General features: G+C 54.5%; 18 protein-coding genes. 2 read left to right on the top strand and 16 right to left on the bottom strand.

The window, feature by feature from the left end; genetic code table 11:
- Positions 1 to 44: 44 nt before the first annotated feature.
- The 8 genes from ID864_RS20085 to ID864_RS20050 form a co-directional block, all read right to left on the bottom strand.
- Positions 45 to 1,778 carry an FKBP-type peptidyl-prolyl cis-trans isomerase N-terminal domain-containing protein gene (locus tag ID864_RS20085; protein ID WP_191150273.1) on the bottom strand — a complete coding sequence of 578 codons (1,734 nt, stop codon included), beginning with the start codon at positions 1,776 to 1,778 and terminating at the stop codon, positions 45 to 47.
- Positions 1,775 to 2,254 carry a hypothetical protein gene (locus ID864_RS20080; RefSeq protein WP_191150272.1) on the bottom strand — a complete coding sequence of 160 codons (480 nt, stop codon included), beginning with the start codon at positions 2,252 to 2,254 and terminating at the stop codon, positions 1,775 to 1,777. Before ID864_RS20080 ends, ID864_RS20085 begins: the two co-directional genes overlap by 4 nt.
- Before the next feature lie 70 nt (positions 2,255 to 2,324).
- A complete protein-coding gene (locus ID864_RS20075) occupies positions 2,325 to 2,972 on the bottom strand; it encodes a response regulator transcription factor (RefSeq protein WP_191150271.1) in 648 nt (215 codons plus the stop codon).
- A 307-nt stretch (positions 2,973 to 3,279) separates the two neighbouring features.
- Positions 3,280 to 3,642 (bottom strand): YibL family ribosome-associated protein, encoded by a 363-nt coding sequence (locus tag ID864_RS20070; RefSeq protein WP_048917870.1) that lies wholly within the window; start codon positions 3,640 to 3,642, stop codon positions 3,280 to 3,282.
- Between the two features lie 72 nt (positions 3,643 to 3,714).
- Entirely contained in the window at positions 3,715 to 4,260 is a 546-nt protein-coding gene (gene mtlR, locus ID864_RS20065) for a mannitol operon repressor MtlR (protein WP_048917874.1), read from the bottom strand.
- Between the two features lie 74 nt (positions 4,261 to 4,334).
- Entirely contained in the window at positions 4,335 to 5,483 is a 1,149-nt protein-coding gene (mtlD, locus tag ID864_RS20060) for a mannitol-1-phosphate 5-dehydrogenase (protein ID WP_191150269.1), read from the bottom strand.
- Positions 5,484 to 5,580: 97 nt separating this feature from the next.
- Complete coding sequence (locus ID864_RS20055) at positions 5,581 to 7,512, bottom strand: PTS mannitol transporter subunit IICBA (RefSeq protein WP_048917868.1); 1,932 nt, start codon at positions 7,510 to 7,512, stop codon at positions 5,581 to 5,583.
- Between the two features lie 474 nt (positions 7,513 to 7,986).
- Complete coding sequence (locus ID864_RS20050) at positions 7,987 to 8,703, bottom strand: DUF3053 domain-containing protein (RefSeq protein WP_048917867.1); 717 nt, start codon at positions 8,701 to 8,703, stop codon at positions 7,987 to 7,989.
- Positions 8,704 to 9,033: 330 nt separating this feature from the next.
- Here ID864_RS20050 and ID864_RS20045 point away from each other — a divergent pair, with 330 nt between their 5' ends.
- A complete protein-coding gene (locus ID864_RS20045; RefSeq protein ID WP_048917866.1) occupies positions 9,034 to 9,330 on the top strand; it encodes an HTH-type transcriptional regulator in 297 nt (98 codons plus the stop codon).
- A gap of 42 nt (positions 9,331 to 9,372) precedes the next feature.
- On the opposite strand, the gene ID864_RS20040 is transcribed toward ID864_RS20045, so the two are convergent.
- The 3 genes from ID864_RS20040 to glyQ form a co-directional block, all read right to left on the bottom strand.
- Positions 9,373 to 10,419 carry an NAD(P)-dependent alcohol dehydrogenase gene (locus ID864_RS20040; RefSeq protein ID WP_099754768.1) on the bottom strand — a complete coding sequence of 349 codons (1,047 nt, stop codon included), beginning with the start codon at positions 10,417 to 10,419 and terminating at the stop codon, positions 9,373 to 9,375.
- A 233-nt stretch (positions 10,420 to 10,652) separates the two neighbouring features.
- Positions 10,653 to 12,722, bottom strand: a complete 2,070-nt coding sequence (glyS, locus tag ID864_RS20035) for a glycine--tRNA ligase subunit beta (RefSeq protein WP_048917864.1) — start codon at positions 12,720 to 12,722, stop codon at positions 10,653 to 10,655.
- 9 nt (positions 12,723 to 12,731) lie between these two features.
- Positions 12,732 to 13,643 carry a glycine--tRNA ligase subunit alpha gene (gene glyQ / locus ID864_RS20030; RefSeq protein WP_012443081.1) on the bottom strand — a complete coding sequence of 304 codons (912 nt, stop codon included), beginning with the start codon at positions 13,641 to 13,643 and terminating at the stop codon, positions 12,732 to 12,734.
- A 230-nt stretch (positions 13,644 to 13,873) separates the two neighbouring features.
- On the opposite strand from glyQ, the gene ID864_RS20025 reads away from it, so the two are divergent.
- Positions 13,874 to 14,869, top strand: coding sequence for an acyltransferase (locus ID864_RS20025; protein ID WP_099754766.1), 996 nt, complete (start codon positions 13,874 to 13,876; stop codon positions 14,867 to 14,869).
- On the opposite strand, the gene ID864_RS20020 is transcribed toward ID864_RS20025, so the two are convergent.
- The 5 genes from ID864_RS20020 to ID864_RS20000 all read right to left on the bottom strand — a co-directional run bounded on the left by ID864_RS20020 (position 14,854) and on the right by ID864_RS20000 (position 19,435).
- On the bottom strand, positions 14,854 to 15,300 hold the full coding sequence (locus ID864_RS20020; RefSeq protein WP_048917862.1) for a SemiSWEET family sugar transporter: 447 nt from the start codon (positions 15,298 to 15,300) through the stop codon (positions 14,854 to 14,856). The genes ID864_RS20025 and ID864_RS20020 overlap by 16 nt on opposite strands.
- Positions 15,297 to 16,700: a D-arabinitol 4-dehydrogenase gene (dalD, locus tag ID864_RS20015; RefSeq protein ID WP_048917861.1), complete on the bottom strand. Its 1,404-nt coding sequence runs from the start codon at positions 16,698 to 16,700 to the stop codon at positions 15,297 to 15,299. The genes ID864_RS20020 and dalD overlap by 4 nt, the downstream gene beginning before the upstream one ends.
- Positions 16,701 to 16,789: 89 nt before the next feature.
- A complete protein-coding gene (locus tag ID864_RS20010) occupies positions 16,790 to 17,710 on the bottom strand; it encodes a GlxA family transcriptional regulator (protein WP_048917860.1) in 921 nt (306 codons plus the stop codon).
- Position 17,711: 1 nt separating this feature from the next.
- Positions 17,712 to 18,254, bottom strand: a complete 543-nt coding sequence (locus tag ID864_RS20005; RefSeq protein ID WP_048917859.1) for an isochorismatase family protein — start codon at positions 18,252 to 18,254, stop codon at positions 17,712 to 17,714.
- Positions 18,255 to 18,565: 311 nt separating this feature from the next.
- Positions 18,566 to 19,435 (bottom strand): MrpH family fimbial adhesin, encoded by an 870-nt coding sequence (locus tag ID864_RS20000; RefSeq protein ID WP_143355027.1) that lies wholly within the window; start codon positions 19,433 to 19,435, stop codon positions 18,566 to 18,568.
- Positions 19,436 to 19,549 lie beyond the last annotated feature (114 nt).

Genomic DNA, 19,549 nt, shown 5'->3' with positions numbered 1-19,549 from the left:
GTTGCGTTTTTTTTGCCAAACCGTTTATGCTTGATGGTTTTTAATCATCCATTCCCGTTTTTCACTTCATTTTTTTTCTGATTTTCTGGATACATATCTGAAATGCGAAGTTGATATACCATGGTCGCATTGGGCGGAATCTTGGGAGGATAGCCCTTACTGCCATAGGCCAGCTCAGGCGGTACTACCAATATGGCAGAGCCGTGGTTTCTGAGTTTAATTAACGCTTCACGAAAAACGGGTGGGAATGCAGAGACAGGTTGTGTCAGCATCGTCCCGCTGGCATCCATATCCGTAATGACGGTACCATTAGTCAGGCTCTCTTTCACCACGACATCAAGAGTGGCATTTTTAGGAATGGCTGAATCACCAGGATAATCTATATTGTACCAAAAACCGGCCGCAGATTTGATGGTGCCTTTCCGTTTAGTAAACTTAGCCAGGTAGCTTTTCGTTGCCATATCCAGGTTGTTATGGATTTTGTCGCGTTGCTTTTTTAATCGGCCGTTAAGTTCAGTTAGCGTTGTACGTAATACATCGGAAGAGAGTTTTGCCTGGTTCTGAAAAGCATCAATGATCCCGCCTAAAACAATATGCTGATCCTTTGGTAAGTCATTAATCGCATTTTCAGCCTGCATCTGTAAGATCTCCGCTCCAAGAGACATACCAATGGCATAGGCTTCTCGTGACGCTTTTTGTTTTAACTGCTCTTTAGTCACTTCTAATGGGTTAGTAACCATCGCTACCGGTTTGTTGGCCAATGCTGCATCCAGTTTCGTCTGTAGTTCTTTGGCTTTTTCGTCGCTGGCCTGCTTGTCGGCCGTCAGGGCCGCAATGCGGGCATCACTACTTTTCGTTGAGGTCAGCTTGAGGCTGTCTAACTGAGCTTGCAGAGATTTAACCTGAAGCTGGCTGGCAGCTAGCTGTTCGCCTGAGTTAGGGCCAGCAGAAACTTGCTCCAGCAGCAGCTGCTTCTCTGCGGCAAACTTCTGTCGCTCAGCCTCCATTTTAGCTGACAACATTTTCATCTGTTGCTCAATCTTCTGCTGCTGTGCTCTGGCCTGATCTACCTGCTGGCGGCTTTGTGCTAAATCGATTTTTGACTGCGTCTGTGACTGCGTGAGTGCGTCAATCTGCTGAGCCATGGCGTCATTTTTTTGCCCGCTCTCCCTCTGCCGGTCGGCTGTCGCTGCCTGAGACCGGACTTTACTACGCAGTTCAACCAGTTCCAGGTTTAGCAATTTAAGCTTGCTCTGCAAGCTGCTTTCACTCTGGCGTGCTTCGTTCAGCTGCTGGTTAGCCTGCCTCAGTTTTTCTGCCAGGGTTTCAGGCGTGGGTAACAGCGATGCCGCATTTTTAAGTGACAGCAACGCCTGGCTGGCGGCCTGCTGAGCTAATTTTTTCTGTCCGGCTTCGATCGTTTTTTGCAGTTCAGCGCGACTCTGCTGCAGCTGATTGATGGTCGAGCTTTTCGCTGAAAGCTGCTGATCTTTTAACTTTAGCTCCTGCTGTAGCTGCTTTAACTTAAGGTTATCGACAGGCAGGGTGACTTGCTCAGCGCGTTTTTTTGCCACATGTTCAACCACCTGAGGTTTGTTCCTGGGGGGATAAACCGGTGGTTTTAACTGCTGCTGTTGCTGCTGATACTTTCGCGCAAATTGCAGGATGGCGGGGGCTTCACCCTCTGCGGCACAGGCATACTGGCTAGCGGCGGTCAAACAGCAGATAAGCAGTGCAATGCGAGAAAAAGCGAAAGGAACGATGCGTTTGCCGATCATGGACGCGCCTCACCCCTACTGGTCAGACTATCCAGCAGCGCTTGCGCAATCTGAGAACATAACAAGTTTGCCCGGTAGCGATACAGTGCATCAACCGTATCCTGGGTATCCACATTGGTGTTCTGACGTATCACGGTATATTGCGCAGCCCCGTTCATCAGGTAATCAAACGAGGTATGCAAACGCTTATACTTATCGGGATTCATCGTTTTAAGGGCTTCAAGCTGAGACTGGCACTGCTTTAGCTTTTCACTTTCCGCATCATATTTTTCATTGTGCAGCGGAGCTGGCCTGTTCTGACTCATTGCAGTTGGATTCTGCGATATTTCAGACTGGATAGGCGGTATTACCGGCACCGAAGAGGCGGCTGGTTTATCACGATGGTGCAGAATCTGGCAGCCTGAAAGAAAAAAAGCTAATAATAGAGTGATTCTGGTTATATTTTTACTGAATGAAAATCGGCGAATAGTTATCATGAAAAAACTCTGTTTTGAATCATTTACAGCGCGAAAATAACCCCATGCTGTACAGAAGAATTGCATCCGCTTATTGAATGCTACTCATTAACTCACCCGAAAAGCGGGCTTCACACCACCCTTCCTGAATGAGCCAATAGTTAAGTTCAGCCGGGCGGATCATATTGAGCTTCGACATAATATTTCTTTTATGAGCGCTCACTGTTTTCTCACTAATTTGAAGAAAACGCGCTACGCCACCGTTACTGATGCCTCGCGCCAGGTAGCGCAGAATCTCGGTTTCCCTTCGGGTCAAATTATTTTCACTGCGTATAGAACATGTAGGGATGAAAATATTGCGGATATCTTGTTGTTGATCGAGCTTTTCGCTCACCACGGCAAGAATGCTTTCGACGGACCAGTCACGATAAATGGGCACATAATTAGTAATGTCGCTCTTCATTGTCTCTGATGTTGCCTGTTGCGTACCATCGCCATCACGAATAATAAACACGCTGGAAGGGCGTGTTTGCAGGCGGTGATTAAGATAGTGGATATTGGCGATAGACAAGGCATCTTCAGCAAGAAAGACCATTTTTGCCCGCGTATTAAAGATGCAATCGGTAAACTCAGCATGTGTTTCGGCGGTGGCTAATTTCGCAGAGAGAGAGAGCTTCAATCCTTCCTGGAAAAAGCGATTGGGATCGTTTACCACAATGGTTATTGTACTTTGTCTCATATGGCCACTCACCTGTATTGTCCTTAACAGAAGACGCTTACCTGAGTCGAAACAAGCATCCTTACGAATCTTAATTTAATCCTGAGTAGGCTATTATATCGTCGTGTTTATTTTGTCGGTAGTTAGTTTTTTCTCATTTGATAATTGCGATATTTAATTCTGTTTATAAAAAAATAGCGAGTAGTAAAGTCGCGACTATCGCGTTATTGATGTTTTTCGATATTTATTCTGGAGGGGGGAGTAAGACGAACGAGTACAAGAGGGCTGGGGAACAGCAGCAATCTGCTCCCCGTACAGCTTTGGGCACTTAGAATGGGGTTTTAGCGTAGCCAGTCATGACTTTCAGGCCCATTTCTCGACCCAGGGCAGTCGTTGGGTGAACCACGATCAGGCCGCGCACGCTCTTCTTCAGCGCGCCCATGTTAGCCTGCTCTTTCTTGGTGATTTCACGGCTAAACGGCAGCTGCTGCAGCTGCTGAGCTTCTTTACTCAGGTTTTCCGCACGCACGCCGCGCAGACGTTCGATTTCCGCTTCCAGCTTGTCTTTCTCTTTCAGCAGTTCGCCGAGCTTTTCGCTCTCGCCAGAGGCCAGCAGCCCGGGTTCTTTGTGATTAAGGGCATCCAGCTTGTCGCTGAGCTCTTTGATTTCTGCCTTAACTTGTTCTTTCATCGCGATTGACCGTTAAATTGATTCATTGCTGCAAAGGATACACGAAAGCGGGGCAAAGGGGGAAAGGGCGGGTTACTTTTTAAAAGCCTGCTTAAGACTGATCACTGAGATTAATGTCGTCAGGGACAGCACCATCGTCGAGCGCACCACCTGCTGATAACGCTGCTGCTGCATGGCGCGCAGCTCGCTATCGTCACTGGCAAAATCAGGGCGCGGCGGCAGCGCGCTAACGCAGTGCAGCTCGCCAAAGGGCCCGAGAATTTCATCATCGGTAAAGCGATACTCGCTGCCGTCATGATTCAGCTCTTCACGCAGCGCCATCAGCAGCTCGCAGTCTTCATACTCGTTGCGGTTAATCATCCCGAGGCCATAAATCAGCTTCAGGCGCACCGAGAGTTCCCCCAGCGGGCCATCGCCGAGCAGCAGCGGTTCTACGGCATACTTAACGGCGTAATCATCCTTACGGAACACCTGCACCACCAGAATGTTCACGGCCTCAGCCAGCAGTTCAACGGCGGCGATCAGAAAACTTCTTACCGATCGTCCGGCGTTCAGGCGTTCGAGCACCCGATTTTCAAAAGCCTGTGGTTGTTCCATGAGTGCCTGCATATCTTTCATATGGCGTAAGGACGCCTGCGCGGGCACAGCAGTGCTGTGCCCTGGTTGTTCGTCCGTGAGGAGCGCTTGCACCATTATGCCATAGCGTTCCAGGCCTTCACTACCGCCTTGACGACATCGCTGTCGGCAGGCAGGCCGGAGATCTGCGCCAGCACGCTGTCAACATCCTGCTGCGCCAGCAGCCCGGCCAGTTCCTGCGCCTGCGGGTCCTGATCGCTGCGGTAGTGCAGAGCAGCGGCGATACCGGTCACCAGATTATCGTGCGGCAGGTTATATTCGAGCGTGCCGAGCGTTGGCTTGATCAGACGGTCGCCCGCGCTCAGTTTACGCAGCGGCTGGCGGCCGACGCGTTCCACATCATCTTTCAGGTAGGGATTCTCGAAACGACCGAGGATTTTCTGGATGTACGCCGCGTGTTTTGCCGCGTCAAAGCCATAGCGCTTAATCAGCACTGCACCGCTCTCTTCCATCGCGCCCTGCACCACTTTCCGCACTTTCTCATCGAGAATCGCTTCGCGGATGGTGTTATGCCCGGCCAGCTGGCCAAGGTAAGCGGTGATGGCATGGCCAGTGTTCAGCGTGAACAGCTTACGTTCGACGAACGCCATCAGATTGTCGGTCAGCTCCATGCCGGGAATATCAGGCAGCGCGCCTTTGAACTGGGTCTTATCGACAATCCACTCGCTGAAGGTCTCCACGGTGACTTCCAGCGGGTCGCTGTTGCCTGCTTCAGACGGCGGCACGATGCGGTCAACGGCAGAGTCAACAAAGCCGACATGCTCTTCAACCCAGGCGTGATACTGCTCTGGCAGCGCCTTCAGCACGTGGCCTTTCAGCTGCGTGGTGCCGCGCACCATATTTTCACAGGCGATGATATTGAGCGGACGGGAATTAGCGCTATCACTGCGTTTGGCCAGCCCTTTGGCAATGCCAGCGGCAATGCGCTCAAGGATCTGTGGGCCAACTGCCGTGGTAACGATATCAACCTCTGCGACCAGCGTGATAATGTCATCGCTGGTGCTGTTAACCGCGTTTACCCCTTTAACGATCTCAACCTGCGCCTGCTCACCGACGACGTGAACCGGATATTCTCCGCGCGCGTTGAGGGCATCCAGTACCACCTGATTCACATCCGCGAAGGTGAGCTGTATACCGGCATCCGCCAGCAGTTTACCGATAAAGCCACGGCCGATATTTCCGGCGCCAAAATGTAATGCTTTCATAATTATTCCCGTATCAAAAATGGAAAGGTCGGGCATGCCCAAAGCAAAAAAGGGCCGGGCATGCCCAGCCCCCAGGGAGGTATTAACTTCAACCGGCTCAGGCGCTGGTTTTACCTGACAGCAGGTCGAGAACTTCCTGCACGTCGGTGGTGCTGGCCAGGCGGGCAATCACGCTGTCATCGTCGAGCGCGTTAGTCAGGCTGGTAATCACCTGGATGTGTTCGTTATTGCGCGCGGCAATACCGATCACCAGGCGGGCAATATCTTCCGGCTCTTCACCGAAGTGAACGCCCTGCGGATACTGACAGAACACGACGCCGGTTTTCAGCACGCGGTCTTTCGCTTCCACGGTGCCGTGCGGCACGGCAATGGATTCGCCGAGGTAGGTTGGCGTCAGTTTTTCACGCGCCAGCATCGCCTCCACATATTCCGGCTCAACGTAGCCGCCTTTCACCAGCTGCTCACCGGCAAAGCGGATCGCCTGCTCTTTATCCGTCGCAACGTTGCCGAGGAAGATGTTGCTGGCGCTCAGTTTGAACAGGTGGTCCTGGCCATCATCGAAACTGTCGTTCAGCGTCGCGCTGACTTTCTCACGATGGTCGGCGCTGCGTCCGGCTTCCACCAGGCGTGCCGTCAGGTCGGTATACAGGCCGCTGTCGAGGAAGTTAGTCAGCGAGATGTGCTGGGCATGAGGGGCCTGGCGCATCGCACGTTCGGTCAGGTCGCGGTGGGTGATCACCAGGTCAACGTCGCCCGGCAGGCTGTTAATCGCCATGTTGGTAACGGAAACCGCAGTCAGACCAGCATCGTTCACTTTCTTACGCAGCACACCTGCACCCATGGCGCTGGAGCCCATACCGGCATCACAGGCTACGATGATTTTGCGCACGTGGCTCAGGTCACCGTGCAGGCCATCAGCAGCAGCAACGCCGGCCGCACTCTGACCTTTAGACTGGGCTTTCATCTCCTGCACACGGCGAGCCGCGGCTTCAATATCGTCATCTTCTTTCACTTTGCTGGTTTTCAGCAGGATGGCAGAGACCACGAAGGAGACCGCAAAAGCAGCGACAATCGCGGCGATGTTCGCGAAGTAGGCGCCTTTTGGCGTCATTGCCAGCACCGCCAGGATAGAGCCCGGAGAAGCCGGGGACACCAGGCCGCCGTTCAGCAGAGTCAGCGTGAACACGCCGGTCATACCACCGAGGATAACCGCCAGAATCAGGCGCGGGTTCATCAGCACGTACGGGAAGTAGATTTCGTGGATACCACCGAAGAAGTGGATGATTGCCGCGCCACCGGCGGACTGTTTGGCATTGCCGCGGCCGAAGAACATATACGCCATCAGCACGCCCATACCCGGGCCTGGGTTCGCTTCAATCAGGAAGAAGATCGACTTACCGGCTTCGCTGGCCTGCTGGATACCCAGCGGCGAGAAGATACCGTGGTTGATGGCGTTATTCAGGAACAGAATTTTAGCTGGCTCAACGAAGATAGAGGTCAGCGGCAGCAGGTTGTTCTGCACCATCAGATTCACGCCCGCGGCGAGAATATGCGACAGACCTTCAACCAGTGGACCAATCGCCAGGAAAGCGAGGATGGCCAGCAGCATGCCAATGATACCGGCAGAGAAGTTGTTCACCAGCATCTCGAAGCCAGATTTGATCTTGCCATCAATCTGACGGTCGAAGGTTTTAATTGCCCAGCCGCCCAGTGGACCGGCAATCATCGAGCCGAGGAACATTGGCATGTCGGCACCGACAATCACACCCATGGTGGTAATCGCACCGACCACGCCACCGCGATCGCCACCAACCAGGCGGCCACCGGTATAACCGATCAGCAGCGGCAGCAGATAGGTAATCATCGGACCAACCAGCTTCGCCATGGTTTCGTTTGGCAGCCATCCGGTTGGAATAAACAGCGCGGTGATAATACCCCAGGCGATAAACGCCCCGATATTCGGCATTACCATGTTGCTCAGAAAGCGACCAAAGTTCTGAACCTTGATCTTGATATCTGATGAGGACATAAACAAACACCCCTTATTGGTACGCGCTGACAATAAGAGAGCGCGTTGATTTTTGTTTTAGACGTGACAGCGGGTTAAACCGTCAGTATCACTGTATGCAGGCGGACTTTATCACGCGGATATGGTGCTGCGTAGCGGCGGGCTAAAGTGTGATGCAGATCACTATGAAGGGTGGGGTAGATGGGGTTTTTCAGTGATGAAGATCACATTTATTCACTGTAGCAAAAGGACTTAGCCTGAAATTTAATCGATTGTAGCGTATTGATGTGACATGAATCACAAATTAACGTTGTGGCTTTGTAGCTTTTTTGTGATTCAAGTCACAAAATATTTTGAGGCAAAACGCGCCAGATCACACTTCATTGGCCGATCAATCTGCCGGCCGACTCTGATGTAATAAAATTACGGCAGGAAATTAATTATTGACGCGAAAGAGAGAGAAAGGGCCGAAGATCTCCGGCCCTGACGAATGACTTACTGGAAACCACCCTGCAATGCACTTTGTGCCTGCGGCAGCGCCTGAGCATTCGCGCTCAGGTTGCTCATCAACGTGTTGTACTGCGTGGCCTGCTCCTGCGTCGGGAACTGTACCGTCGAGCCGTTGAAGCTGACGCGAGTCCCCTGCTGCTGCAGGAAATCACCCGTCTGTACCGCGTCCTGGCTCAGCGTCTGCAGCGCCGGTAACAGCGGGGCCAGCGAAGCAGCAGGCTGAGTCACCACTTTGTTATAGACGTTGTCATACACCGTCTTCAGCTCTTCCGGCTGCTTAAGGGCACCCTTGCTGCTGTCGGCCTGCGTCTTCGCGGCCTGGATCTGCTGGGCCAGCACGCCCAGTGAACCGCTCGCCTGGCGCAGCGAGTCGCGGCGCGTCAGGTAATCTTGCGGAGTACGGATAGCAGACAGTTCGTCCACCACCGGCTTCAGGCCGGAATCGACCGCTTTATTCACCTGCTGGGAGAAGCCGTAAATAATCGCGTAGTCGCTGACGTAAGCGCCAAATTTCTGCTTCTGATCTTCACTCAGGCTCGGCAGGTGTTCACCGCTGCGCATTGCGGTATTTTGCAGAAAATCGATGAAGGCTTTACGCTGATCGGCTTCTTTGTCGCCACAGCCGGTTAGCTGCAACACCAGAAACAGTGCCATAAATGGCACCAGCAGACGCGTCCAGATGCGTGATGTTCCTGTAGTCATAAAAAATTAACTCCTGTTAACAAGTACTTACCGAATTGGCTGACAGATAAATTCTGGGTAAAGAATAGTCCAATTCACTTTTGATGGATAGCGGATAGCGCGATTCTTCTGATTGTTGTGACCCCAGTTAGCTGATTTTAAGCAAGTTTGAAAAATAAGCATAAAATATGGCTCCGCTTCACAGAATTGATCCCATACTTAAGTCTCTGGCATTTCCCTGTGCTGCCTTAAAAGCTCCCCAGCGGCTGTTGTATGCCAGCATTCAGAACCTGAGACTCAGGTTCTCCCCCCTCTGGTTGTTCACGTGATGTGAGTTTTTGAGGAGTGCTTATGGAGTTGAAAGATCCTATGTCGGAGCTGCTGTCCAGTCTGGAGCAGATAGTGTTAACGCGTGAAGTGATGATGCAGGCCGCACCCGTAGCGAAAAGCGAGGTGAATCTCCCCGAGCCTAAGCGCGTTCGGGAAATTACCGGCATGCAGATAGGTGAGTTTGCCCAGGCATTAGGCGTGAGCGTTTCGTCGGTGAAAAGCTGGGAGGCAAACCGCACCAGGCCATCAGGCAGTGCACAGAAATTAATGAAGTTATTACATTCGAATCCTTGCCTTGGCAGACAGCTGCTGGGCTAGCAGAAGAAACCCGCCCCGAGGCGGGTTTTTGGTTTTTAAGGCTTATTTCCCGGCTTTCATATCAATGACAAAACGGTACTTCACATCGCCCTTCAGCATGCGCTCAAACGCCTGCTCGACCTGATCAAGACGGATCACTTCCACCTCGGACACGATATTGTGCTGGCCGCAAAAATCGAGCATCTCCTGCGTCTCTTTGATGCTGCCGATTGAAGTGCCGGAAATGCTCAGGCGCTTAAACACCACAGGGGTGACGTTCGGCGATTTGTGCGGCGCGTCAGGAATGCCGACCAGCACCAGATGACCGTTGGTTCTCAGCGCATTGAGGTAAGGGTCGAGGTCGTGCGGGGCGGCCACGCAGTCGAGGATCATATCCAGGCTGTTCGCCACGCTCGCCATCTGCTCCGCGTCTTTGGAGACCACAACCTGCGTCGCCCCGAGGCGCAGCGCATCTGCCCCCTTCGCGGGGGAGGTGGTAAACAGCACCACTTCCGCGCCCAGCGCATGCGCCAGCTTGACCGCCATATGCCCCAGGCCACCCAGGCCGATCACCCCAACACGCTGGCCCGGCTGGATGTTCCAGTGCTTCAGCGGCGACCAGGTGGTCACGCCCGCGCACAGCAGCGGCGCCACGGCGCTCAGCTCGAGGTTTTCCGGCACGCTGACCACGAATTTGCCGTCGACGACGATGTTATCGGCATAGCCGCCGAAGGTTTTGCCGCCGATGATTTTCTCTTCGCCGTTATAGGTCGCGGTAAAGCCCGCTTCGCAATACTGCTCCTCACCGCTATGGCACTGCGCACAGTGGCCGCAGGAGTCGACCATGACGCCGACGCCGACCAGATCGCCCGCTTTCACGTGGCTGACCGCGTGGCCGGTGCTGATGACGCGCCCGACAATTTCATGGCCAGGCACCAGCGGGAACTGGCTGACGCCCCACTCGTTACGCGCCATATGCAGGTCAGAATGGCAGACGCCGCAGTAGTGAATGTCGATCAGCACATCGCCAGGCTGTACATCGCGGCGGATAAATTCGAAAGGTTCCAGCGGGGTGTTAGCTGCTTTGGCAGCGAATCCAGAGGAGTGCATAGTGTCTACCTGGTTGGCAAAAACCGCACAGGGTAGGGAAATGAGGCGCCAGGGGCAAGGAGGAATTGTAAAACAGGATGAACGGAATACGGGGCGACCGGAAAAAATGGTCTTCATGACGGCGGGTGCAAACCCTCAACGCGGGGCGACCGTAAAAGAAGGTCGCCCCGTACGGTTCGGGGCAATCTCAATCATGTAGGGGCGGACCCTCTTTTCCGGTCCGCCCGCAAAGGTTACTGCAGCAGCGAGATATCCGCGACCTGCAGGAACAGTTCGCGCAGCTTTGCCAGCAGCGTCAGACGGTTGATACGCACTTCTTTCTCTTCGGCATTCACCATCACCTTATCAAAGAAGTTATCCACCGCTTCACGCAGCTGGGCCAGCTCGATCAGCGCATCCTGGTAACGGCCTTCGGCGAAGAACGGTGCCAGTTTGCTGCTCAGCGCGGAGACGTAGGTCGCCAGCTTAATCTCTTCATTCTCTTTCAGCAGCGACGCCTGCACGCTGTCGTTCAGCGGCTCGGTTGCCTTCGCCAGAATGTTGGAGACGCGCTTGTTGGCGGCCGCCAGGCTGGCTGCTTCATCCAGCGTGCGGAAGTGAGACACTGCTCGCATGCGGGCATTAAAGTCAGCAGGGCGGGTCGGGCGACGAGCCAGCACGGCCTGGATAGTATCCACGCTGTGGCCCTCTTCCTGATACCAGGTGCGGAAACGACCGAGCATAAAGTCGATCACTTCATCCACCGCTTTGGCGTTCGACAGCTTGCTGCCATACAGGCGCACGGCTTCTTCCGTCAGGGTCTGCAGGTCGAGAGGCAGGTTCTTCTCAACGATAATACGCAGCACGCCCAGCGCGGCGCGGCGCAGTGCGAACGGGTCTTTATCGCCTTTCGGATGCTGACCAATACCAAAGATGCCCGCCAGGGTATCCATCTTATCGGCAATCGCCAGCGCACAGGCTACCGGGTTAGACGGCAGATCGTCACCGGCAAAGCGCGGCTGATACTGCTCGTTCAGCGCCACCGCCACGTCTTCGGCTTCGCCGTCGTGACGCGCGTAGTGCATGCCCATCACGCCCTGAGTGTCGGTGAACTCAAACACCATGTTGGTCATCAGGTCGCACTTGGAGAGCAGGCCAGCACGGGTGGCGTGATTCACATCTGCACCAATCTGTGCGGCAATCCAGCCCGCCAGCGCCTGAATACGGTCGGTCTTATCGCGCAGCGTACCCAGCTCTTTCTGGAACAGCACGGTCTCCAGACGCGGCAGGTTATCCTCCAGGCGGCGCTTACGGTCGCTGTTGAAGAAGAACTCGGCGTCGGCGAGGCGCGGGCGCACCACTTTCTCGTTACCGGAGATAATCTGCTGCGGGTCTTTCGACTCGATGTTGGTGACGAAGATAAAGTTCGGCAGCAGCTTGCCCGCATTGTCGTACACCGGGAAGTATTTCTGGTCGCCCTTCATGGTGTAGACCAGCGCTTCCGCCGGAACCGCGAGGAACTTCTCTTCAAACTTCGCCGTCAGCACGACCGGCCACTCAACCAGCGAGGTCACCTCTTCCAGCAGGCTTTCGCTCAGGTCGGCGACGCCGCCAATCTGCGCGGCGGCTTGTTCCGCACCGGCTTTGATCATTGCTTTACGCGCTTCGAAGTCCGGCTGGACCTTGCCGCGCTCGACCAGGATCTGCGGATACTGGTCGGCATTATCGATGGTGAACTCCGGCTCGCCCATAAAGCGGTGGCCGCGAATAGTGCGGGCAGAGTCGATACCGAGGATTTTCGCCGGGATCAGCTCATCGCCCAGCAGCAGCGTGACGGTGTGGACCGGGCGCACGAACTGCACCTCGGAAGCACCCCAGCGCATCAGTTTCGGGATCGGCAGCTTAGCGAGGGAGGTGGCAATCATCGCCGGCAGCAGAGCCTGGGCGCTTTCGCCCGTCACCTGTGCGCGGTACATCAGCCACTCGCCTTTATCGGTGCTCAGGCGCTCGGCCTGGTCAACGGTGATGCCGCAACCGCGCGCCCAGCCTTCGGCCGCTTTGGTTGCCACGCCGTTGGCGTCGAATGCCGCCTGGATTGCCGGGCCACGTTTTTCAACTTCGCGATCCGGCTGTGCGGCGCTCAGCCTGGCGACTTTCAGCGCCAGACGGCGCGGGGCCGCGAACCAGCTCACTTCACCGTGGGCCAGGCCCGCAGCATCCAGCTCGGCGGTCACGTTGGCAGCGAAGGACTCGGCAAGGCTGCGCAGCGCTTTCGGAGGCAGTTCTTCGGTGCCAATTTCCACCAGAAAAGTTTTATCAGTCATGGCTGCCTCTTATTTCTTGTTATTGCACATCGGGAAGCCGAGTGCCTCGCGGGAGGCATAATAGGCTTCAGCCACGGCTTTCGTCAGGGTGCGGATGCGCAGAATATAGCGCTGGCGCTCGGTGACGGAGATCGCTTTACGCGCATCCAGCAGGTTAAAGCTGTGTGCGGCTTTCAGAATACGTTCGTAGGCCGGCAGCGGCAGCGGTTTTTCCAGCGCCAGCAGGCTCTGCGCCTCTTTCTCGTACTGCTCGAAGCAGGTAAACAGGAAGTCGACATCGGCGTATTCGAAGTTGTAAGTGGACTGCTCCACTTCATTCTGATGGAACACGTCGCCGTAGGTGGTTTTACCCAGCGGGCCGTCGCTCCATACCAGATCGTACACGCTGTCGACGCCCTGGATATACATCGCCAGGCGCTCCAGACCGTAAGTGATCTCGCCGGTTACCGGCTTACACTCCAGGCCGCCAACCTGCTGGAAGTAGGTGAACTGCGTCACTTCCATGCCGTTCAGCCACACTTCCCAGCCCAGACCCCAGGCGCCCAGGGTAGGGTTTTCCCAGTTATCTTCCACGAAGCGAATATCGTGAATGGTCGGATCCATACCCAGCTCTTTTAACGAACCGAGGTACAGCTCCTGAATGTTATCCGGCGATGGCTTGATGATCACCTGGAACTGGTAATAGTGCTGCAGGCGGTTCGGGTTTTCACCGTAGCGGCCATCGGTCGGGCGGCGCGAAGGCTGCACGTAGGCAACCGCCGTCGGCTCGGGACCGAGCGCACGCAGGCAGGTCATGGGGTGAGAGGTGCCCGCGCCCACTTCCATATCCAGCGGCTGGATGATGGTGCAGCCCTGGCGCGCCCAGTAATCCTGTAAGGTCAGGATCAGGCCCTGAAAGGTCTTGGTATCAAACTTTTGCATGATGATTTCGCACGCGATACGAGTGGTGATAAAAAGTGGGCGCCAGTATACCCTTTGACCGGGCCTATTACCAAAAGGCACAGAAGGATTCATTCAGGGATATTTCACCGCCGCGCCATAAATCGGTTCATCCTGTTCTGAATTTTCCTTTGGCCGGGTTGTTGAAGCGCAGCCACCTGGCTACCCTCAATCTCGCATTGATGCAGACTTTGCCGGGAAATGAGGACGAAATGTCGCAAAAGATTGGCTGGATAGATAATTTACGCGCGGTTGCCTGCCTGATGGTGATTATGATCCACACCACCACCTGGTACGTCACCACCGGCATGTCGGTAGGAGAACACAGCTGGGACCTCTCCAACCTGCTTAACTCCGCGTCGCGCGTGTGCGTGCCGATCTTCTTTATGATCTCCGGCTACCTGTTCTTCGGCGAGCGCAGCGCCGAGCGGCGCCACTTTCTGCGCATTGTGCTGTGCCTGCTGTTTTACAGCGCGGTGGCGCTGGTTTATGTCACGCTGCTGACGCCGATCAATGAGGCGATGTCGGTGAAACATCTGCTGCAGAAGCCGGTGTTCTACCACCTGTGGTTCTTCTTCGCGATCATCGCTATCTACCTGTTTTCCCCTCTGATTCAGGTTAAAGCGGTCAGCGCCCGCTATCTGGCTATCGCCACGCTGGTGCTGGCGCTGCTGGCGAACCCGAACACCGTTGACAGCTCGATCGCCCGCTTCCACTGGCTGCCGATCAATCTGTATATCAATGGCGATACGATTTATTACCTGCTGTACGCGCTGCTTGGCCGGGCGATCGGCACCATGGACACGCAAAAGCGCGGCGTCAGCTGGCTGGCGGGGGGGAGTTTTATCGCCTGCGTGGCGCTGATTGCCTTCGGCACTAAACGGCAGTTCGCGATTAACGGCGCCTTTGCCGATACCTGGTATCTCTACTGCGGCCCGGCGGTGTTTATTGCCGCCGTCAGCCTGCTGGTGCTGTTTAAAAACACCATGAACCATCGCGTCAATCCGTTCTTTGCGCTGATTGCGCGTAACTCGCTACCGATCTACGGCTTCCATGCGCTGTTTATCCACTTTATGCGCACCCATCATCTCGATAACACCGACCACCCGCTGATCGACATTCCGCTGGTGTTCGGTGTTACCCTGGCCGGTAGCCTGCTGCTGGCTATCGGCCTGCGGCGCATCGATCAGCGTCACTTGGTGAGCTGACCTTTTTTGCGCTCGCTGCGCGCCACTTTTAACGGGCGCAGGCGGCGGATACGCGGGTTGAGGATCACCCCCGGCATGCGCACCAGCCTGCGGCGGTTAGGGTTGGGCATCGGGCGCTCGTGCCACAGCTTGAGCAGGATCACCGTCAGCGCCAGCAGGGCGGTAATGCCGTTGGCGGCCATCACCGGCACATCGTGCATACGGTGACCGTACCAGGTCCAGCAGGAGACGCCGAAGAACAGGGCCGCCCACATCCCCAGCGACAGGCCGCTGGTGTCTTTATTTTTGACGATATGCATCACCTGCAGGCAGAACGAGCCGGTCGTCACCCACGCGGCCAGCGTGCCGAGCCAGACCGGCCACGGCGACAGAAAGATGATGGATAACAGCGCCAGCGCAATAGTGGCGGCAACAATTAACAGATTTTTCATGACTGACCTCGTGTCTGCTGTAAGCCACTGTCGACCCGCTCCAGCGCCCGGCGCATATCCTGCGCGAACTGTGGGATAGCGGCCAGTGAACCAAACAGCGTTTTCTCCTGGATAAATGCTTGTAGCGGATCGTCGCTGGCGAAGATCGCATCAAACGGCACCTCATTAAGGGCGCGATCCTGATACTCAAACGGCAGCTCGCCGCGCTGGCGCAGCTGCATAAAGCGGAACAGCAGCGCCGGCAGGATCAGCGCGGCGTGCGGCGAGCTCTGCTGCTGATAGCGGGCTTTCAGCGTCGGCACGATAAACTGCTGCAGTTTAGCGATGCTGTCCGACGAAACGCGCTGGGTCGTATCGCGCACCCACTGGTTGCTAAAGCGGTTTAGCGTGGTATCACAATAAAGCGCCAGATCGACCTGAGTCTCGCCCAGCGCGGCGGCGACATCCTGCTGCACATAATCGCGCATCCACTGGCTGATAACCGGCTGCAGGCTCTGATCAATATACTGTTTACCCAACAGCGCCCCTGCCCAGGCAATGCCGCTATGGCTGGCATTGAGCACGCGGATTTTTGCCTCTTCATACGGCGTGACGCAGCTGACAAACTCCACCCCTGCACGCTCCAGCGCGGGGCGCCCGGCAATAAAGTTATCTTCCAGCACCCACTGGCTAAAGGACTCGCAGGAGAGCGGCGCACGGTCGTCAGTAATACCCTGCTGTGCCAGCCGCGCGAAGATCGCCTCATCAAATTTTGGCGTAATGCGGTCCACCATGCCATTGGGTGCGGAGGTATTGCGCTCAATCCACGCCAGCAGCGCTTGATTACCCTGTGCGGCGACGAATTCGCGCAGTCCACGCGCCACGCTGTCGCCGTTATTGCGCAGGTTATCGCAGTTTAGCAGGGTGACGGCACCGCTGTTATCGTCCATACGCTGCTGCAGGATTTTGACTAACGCACCATACAGCGTGCTGGTCTCTTGCTGCTGCGCGAGATCGGCGGCAATCGCCGGGTGTGTCAGGTCAAGATGACCGTCCTCATTGAGGAAATAGCCGCCCTCGGTGACGGTGAAAGAGATGATTCTGGTGCGGGGGTCGGCACCGCGGGCAACCAGCGACTTAAGCTCGTTATCCCATAAAATCACCTCGCCGATCGCCTCTATCGGCTGATACTGTTTTTCCCCATCCGGTGAGATAATTTCCAGCGTGTAACGCCCCTGCTGGCGGGAAAGCTGTTGCAGGGTTTGCTGAGTGCTGCTGTTGCGAATATTGGCGAGGGAGAGGGCCCAGCTGCGGTCGCCCTGCTGGTGAAGTTGATTAAGATACCAGCTCTGATGTGCGCGGTGAAAAGCCCCCGCCCCGAGGTGCAGCCAGTATAATTGTTCATCGTTTTTTATAGGCAAACCTTATCCTTAATCTGAAACAGACTGTGACAATGTTACAGGTAACACTAGCACAGTAATTCAGCAAATTGAAATCGCGGGGGGTGACTTCACTCCTGCCAGCGCTGCAAAGCGCGGCGCAGCTGGCGTGACGAGGAGAAGCCAGCGGAGAGGGCGGCGCGTTCGCTGTTTTCCCCACTGTGCAGCCGCTGCCGGGCAATCGTCAGGCGCAGCTGCTCGTGGTAGTCGCGCACGCTAATGCCAAGATGCTGGCGGAACAGGCGCGTCAGGTGGCGCGAGCTGACGTGGACCCGGGCGGCAATCTCCTCCAGCGGCCACTCCTGCTCCGGCTGCAGCGTCAGCAGATCCTGCACGCGGTGGATCGCCGGGTGGATATGGTTGCGGTGGCGCAGCCACGGTGACAGCTGCGGATCCTCGCCCGAACGACGAAAATAGACCACCATTTCCCGCGCCACATCCAGCGCCACCTGCGAACCGCACAGATGACCGATCAGATGCAGGCATAAATCGATGCCCGCGGTAATGCCCGCGCTGGTCCAGATGCCGCGATCTTCAACGAAAATACGGTTTTCTTTCACCAATGCAGCGGGTTCTGCCGCTTTCAGACGCTCAATCACTTCGTGATGCGTGGTGCAGCTCACCCCTTTCATCAACCCGGCTTTCGCCGCCAGCAGCGCCCCGGAACAGACGCACACCAGGGTGATTTTACGCGCGTGGATCGCGGGCTGCATGCGCATCAGCCAGTTGCGCACCGCCATCGCCTGTGGCGTATCAAACCACACCTTTGAGTCGCTAACGCCGGGCAGCACCAGCAGGCTGCCGTCCGGCAGCGACGCCGGCAGCGGTTCAATACGGCTGACCAGCATATCCGTCGACATCAGCACGCTTTCATCGGGGCCGATATAGCGCAGGGAAAAGGCATCTCGCGCCAGCTTCAGCGTCTCCGCCGGGCCGGTGAGATCCAGCGCCATCACGCCGGGCAGGGTGATAAACCACACCGGGATAGTCATGTTATGCAAGCTCCTGCAGGCAGCCCTCAACGGTGCGGATTTGCGCAAAGCGGTTGATCAGCACGCTTTCGGTGCGGTGGCGTAAATCTGCAATGCTCAGAGTAATGCCGTCATGGGTAATGGGGAAAGTCAGCGTTGCTTCGGTGACGAAGGTGACGCGATAGCCGAAGTCCGAGGCGACGCGCGCCGTGGTTTCACAGCACTGCTCGGTGCGCAGGCCGCTGATAATTACGTGCTTTACCTGGTTCTGCACCAGCCAGGTCATCAGGCCGGAGTCGGTCAGGGCGTTATGGATACGCTTCTGCACGGTGCCCGTCGCTTCATGGGTGATAAATGGCAGGCGCGTCACCAGGCCCGAATCCAACGAGAACGGGCCCTCGTCTTCGACATGGAACACATCCACCACCGGAATGCCTTTCGCCTGACAGCCGGCAATCAGCGTGCTTAGCGCCTGCTCAAACGCTGGCGTTTCTGCTGCCTCGTTGTAGCCACGATGATAGAAGGATTGCTGCGCGTCAATCACTAACAGTACGGTATCAGTCATTTCTGGACTCCTGCTAAAGGGGATTAACGCTATGATGAATGGGGATTAGCAAGGAAAGAAGGCCAAAAAAGGACAGGAAACTATCGTAAAGGGACAAGCGGATTAACTGTGAAAGAACGTCATTGCCATGGTAAAAGGGCACAGAATAAATTGTGCCCTGCAATAATTCATTTTACATAGGAAGGGCTTTATCTTTTAAAAGATCAAAATGACACATAAGAGATTCCAGGCAGAGACGTTAGTTTTATCAGGTGCCAAGATCTAAATAGGTCTAACATTCGATTGAAAACTGTAACAAAGAATACGTAACCCTACTGTATATCTAAATACAACACTGAAGCGTTATTGAAAACCCCAGTTAAAGAATCATTACCCGTATAATGAAGAGTTGAAGTGAAATCAATTTTTTTGGTGTTATCAATAACCATGGTTGCCTCTCCATCGTTTCCATCAATCGAAATGACTGAATACAGGGACCCATCTGTATTTAATTTTATTTTTCCATCATTTTGAATTCTTATTCTAACTGTCGATTTTTGCGTACATTCTACCGTTTGTTGTAAGCTAGAATTCTTACCATTAAGCTCACCACTGATAACCGAACCATGATCAAAGAAAATATTTTCAATTGAACAACTGGCTGGTTTAATCGGTGGTTCGACTCCACCACCACCTGAGCCAGAATTACATGGATATGAATCCCCATAAAAAGGGATGCCCAGTGAATAATAAGTGCTACCATCCCGCCAGACTCCACTAGCGCTACTGTAAATACATATTTTCTCATTGCCGTTGACTTGGAAGTTAGAAAGTGTACATTTTACGCCAATAGTTTTACTTTGCATATTAGACAGGGCTGAACCATAACTGCTTCCCTTAGAGAATTCTAAAGTTGGGCTACAAACTTTATAAGTACTCCCCGCCCCGCCATTAACAGATATTATCCATCGCCCTATACACTTACCGCCGAGACCAGGATCGTAACATGTAGCACTTTTTGATATTAATGCATCAAAAGTTCCACTCGGAGTGATACTAAGTGACCACAGGCCGTTCGTATTTTGAGTCCATTTCTCATTGAGATTGACATAAGCTTTACAATGGGCTGCCAGTGCAAACCATATAACCACTGCAAAGGTAAAATTTGTTAAACTTGTTGATTTAAAATAAAAGTTAGCCATTTATAATAATCTCAATAAAATCTTGAAAATCACATAGTATTATAACTGAGTGAGTAGGTGTCTTCACATAATATTTTGGGGTGTATATAATAGTAGGGCTTTATCAGGATGTTT

Source organism: Erwinia aphidicola (assembly GCF_014773485.1).
GTDB classification, from domain to species: Bacteria; Pseudomonadota; Gammaproteobacteria; order Enterobacterales; family Enterobacteriaceae; genus Erwinia; species Erwinia aphidicola.
The sequence above is the reverse complement of the archived record's forward strand: the minus strand, read 5'-3'. Positions and strand labels throughout refer to the sequence as shown.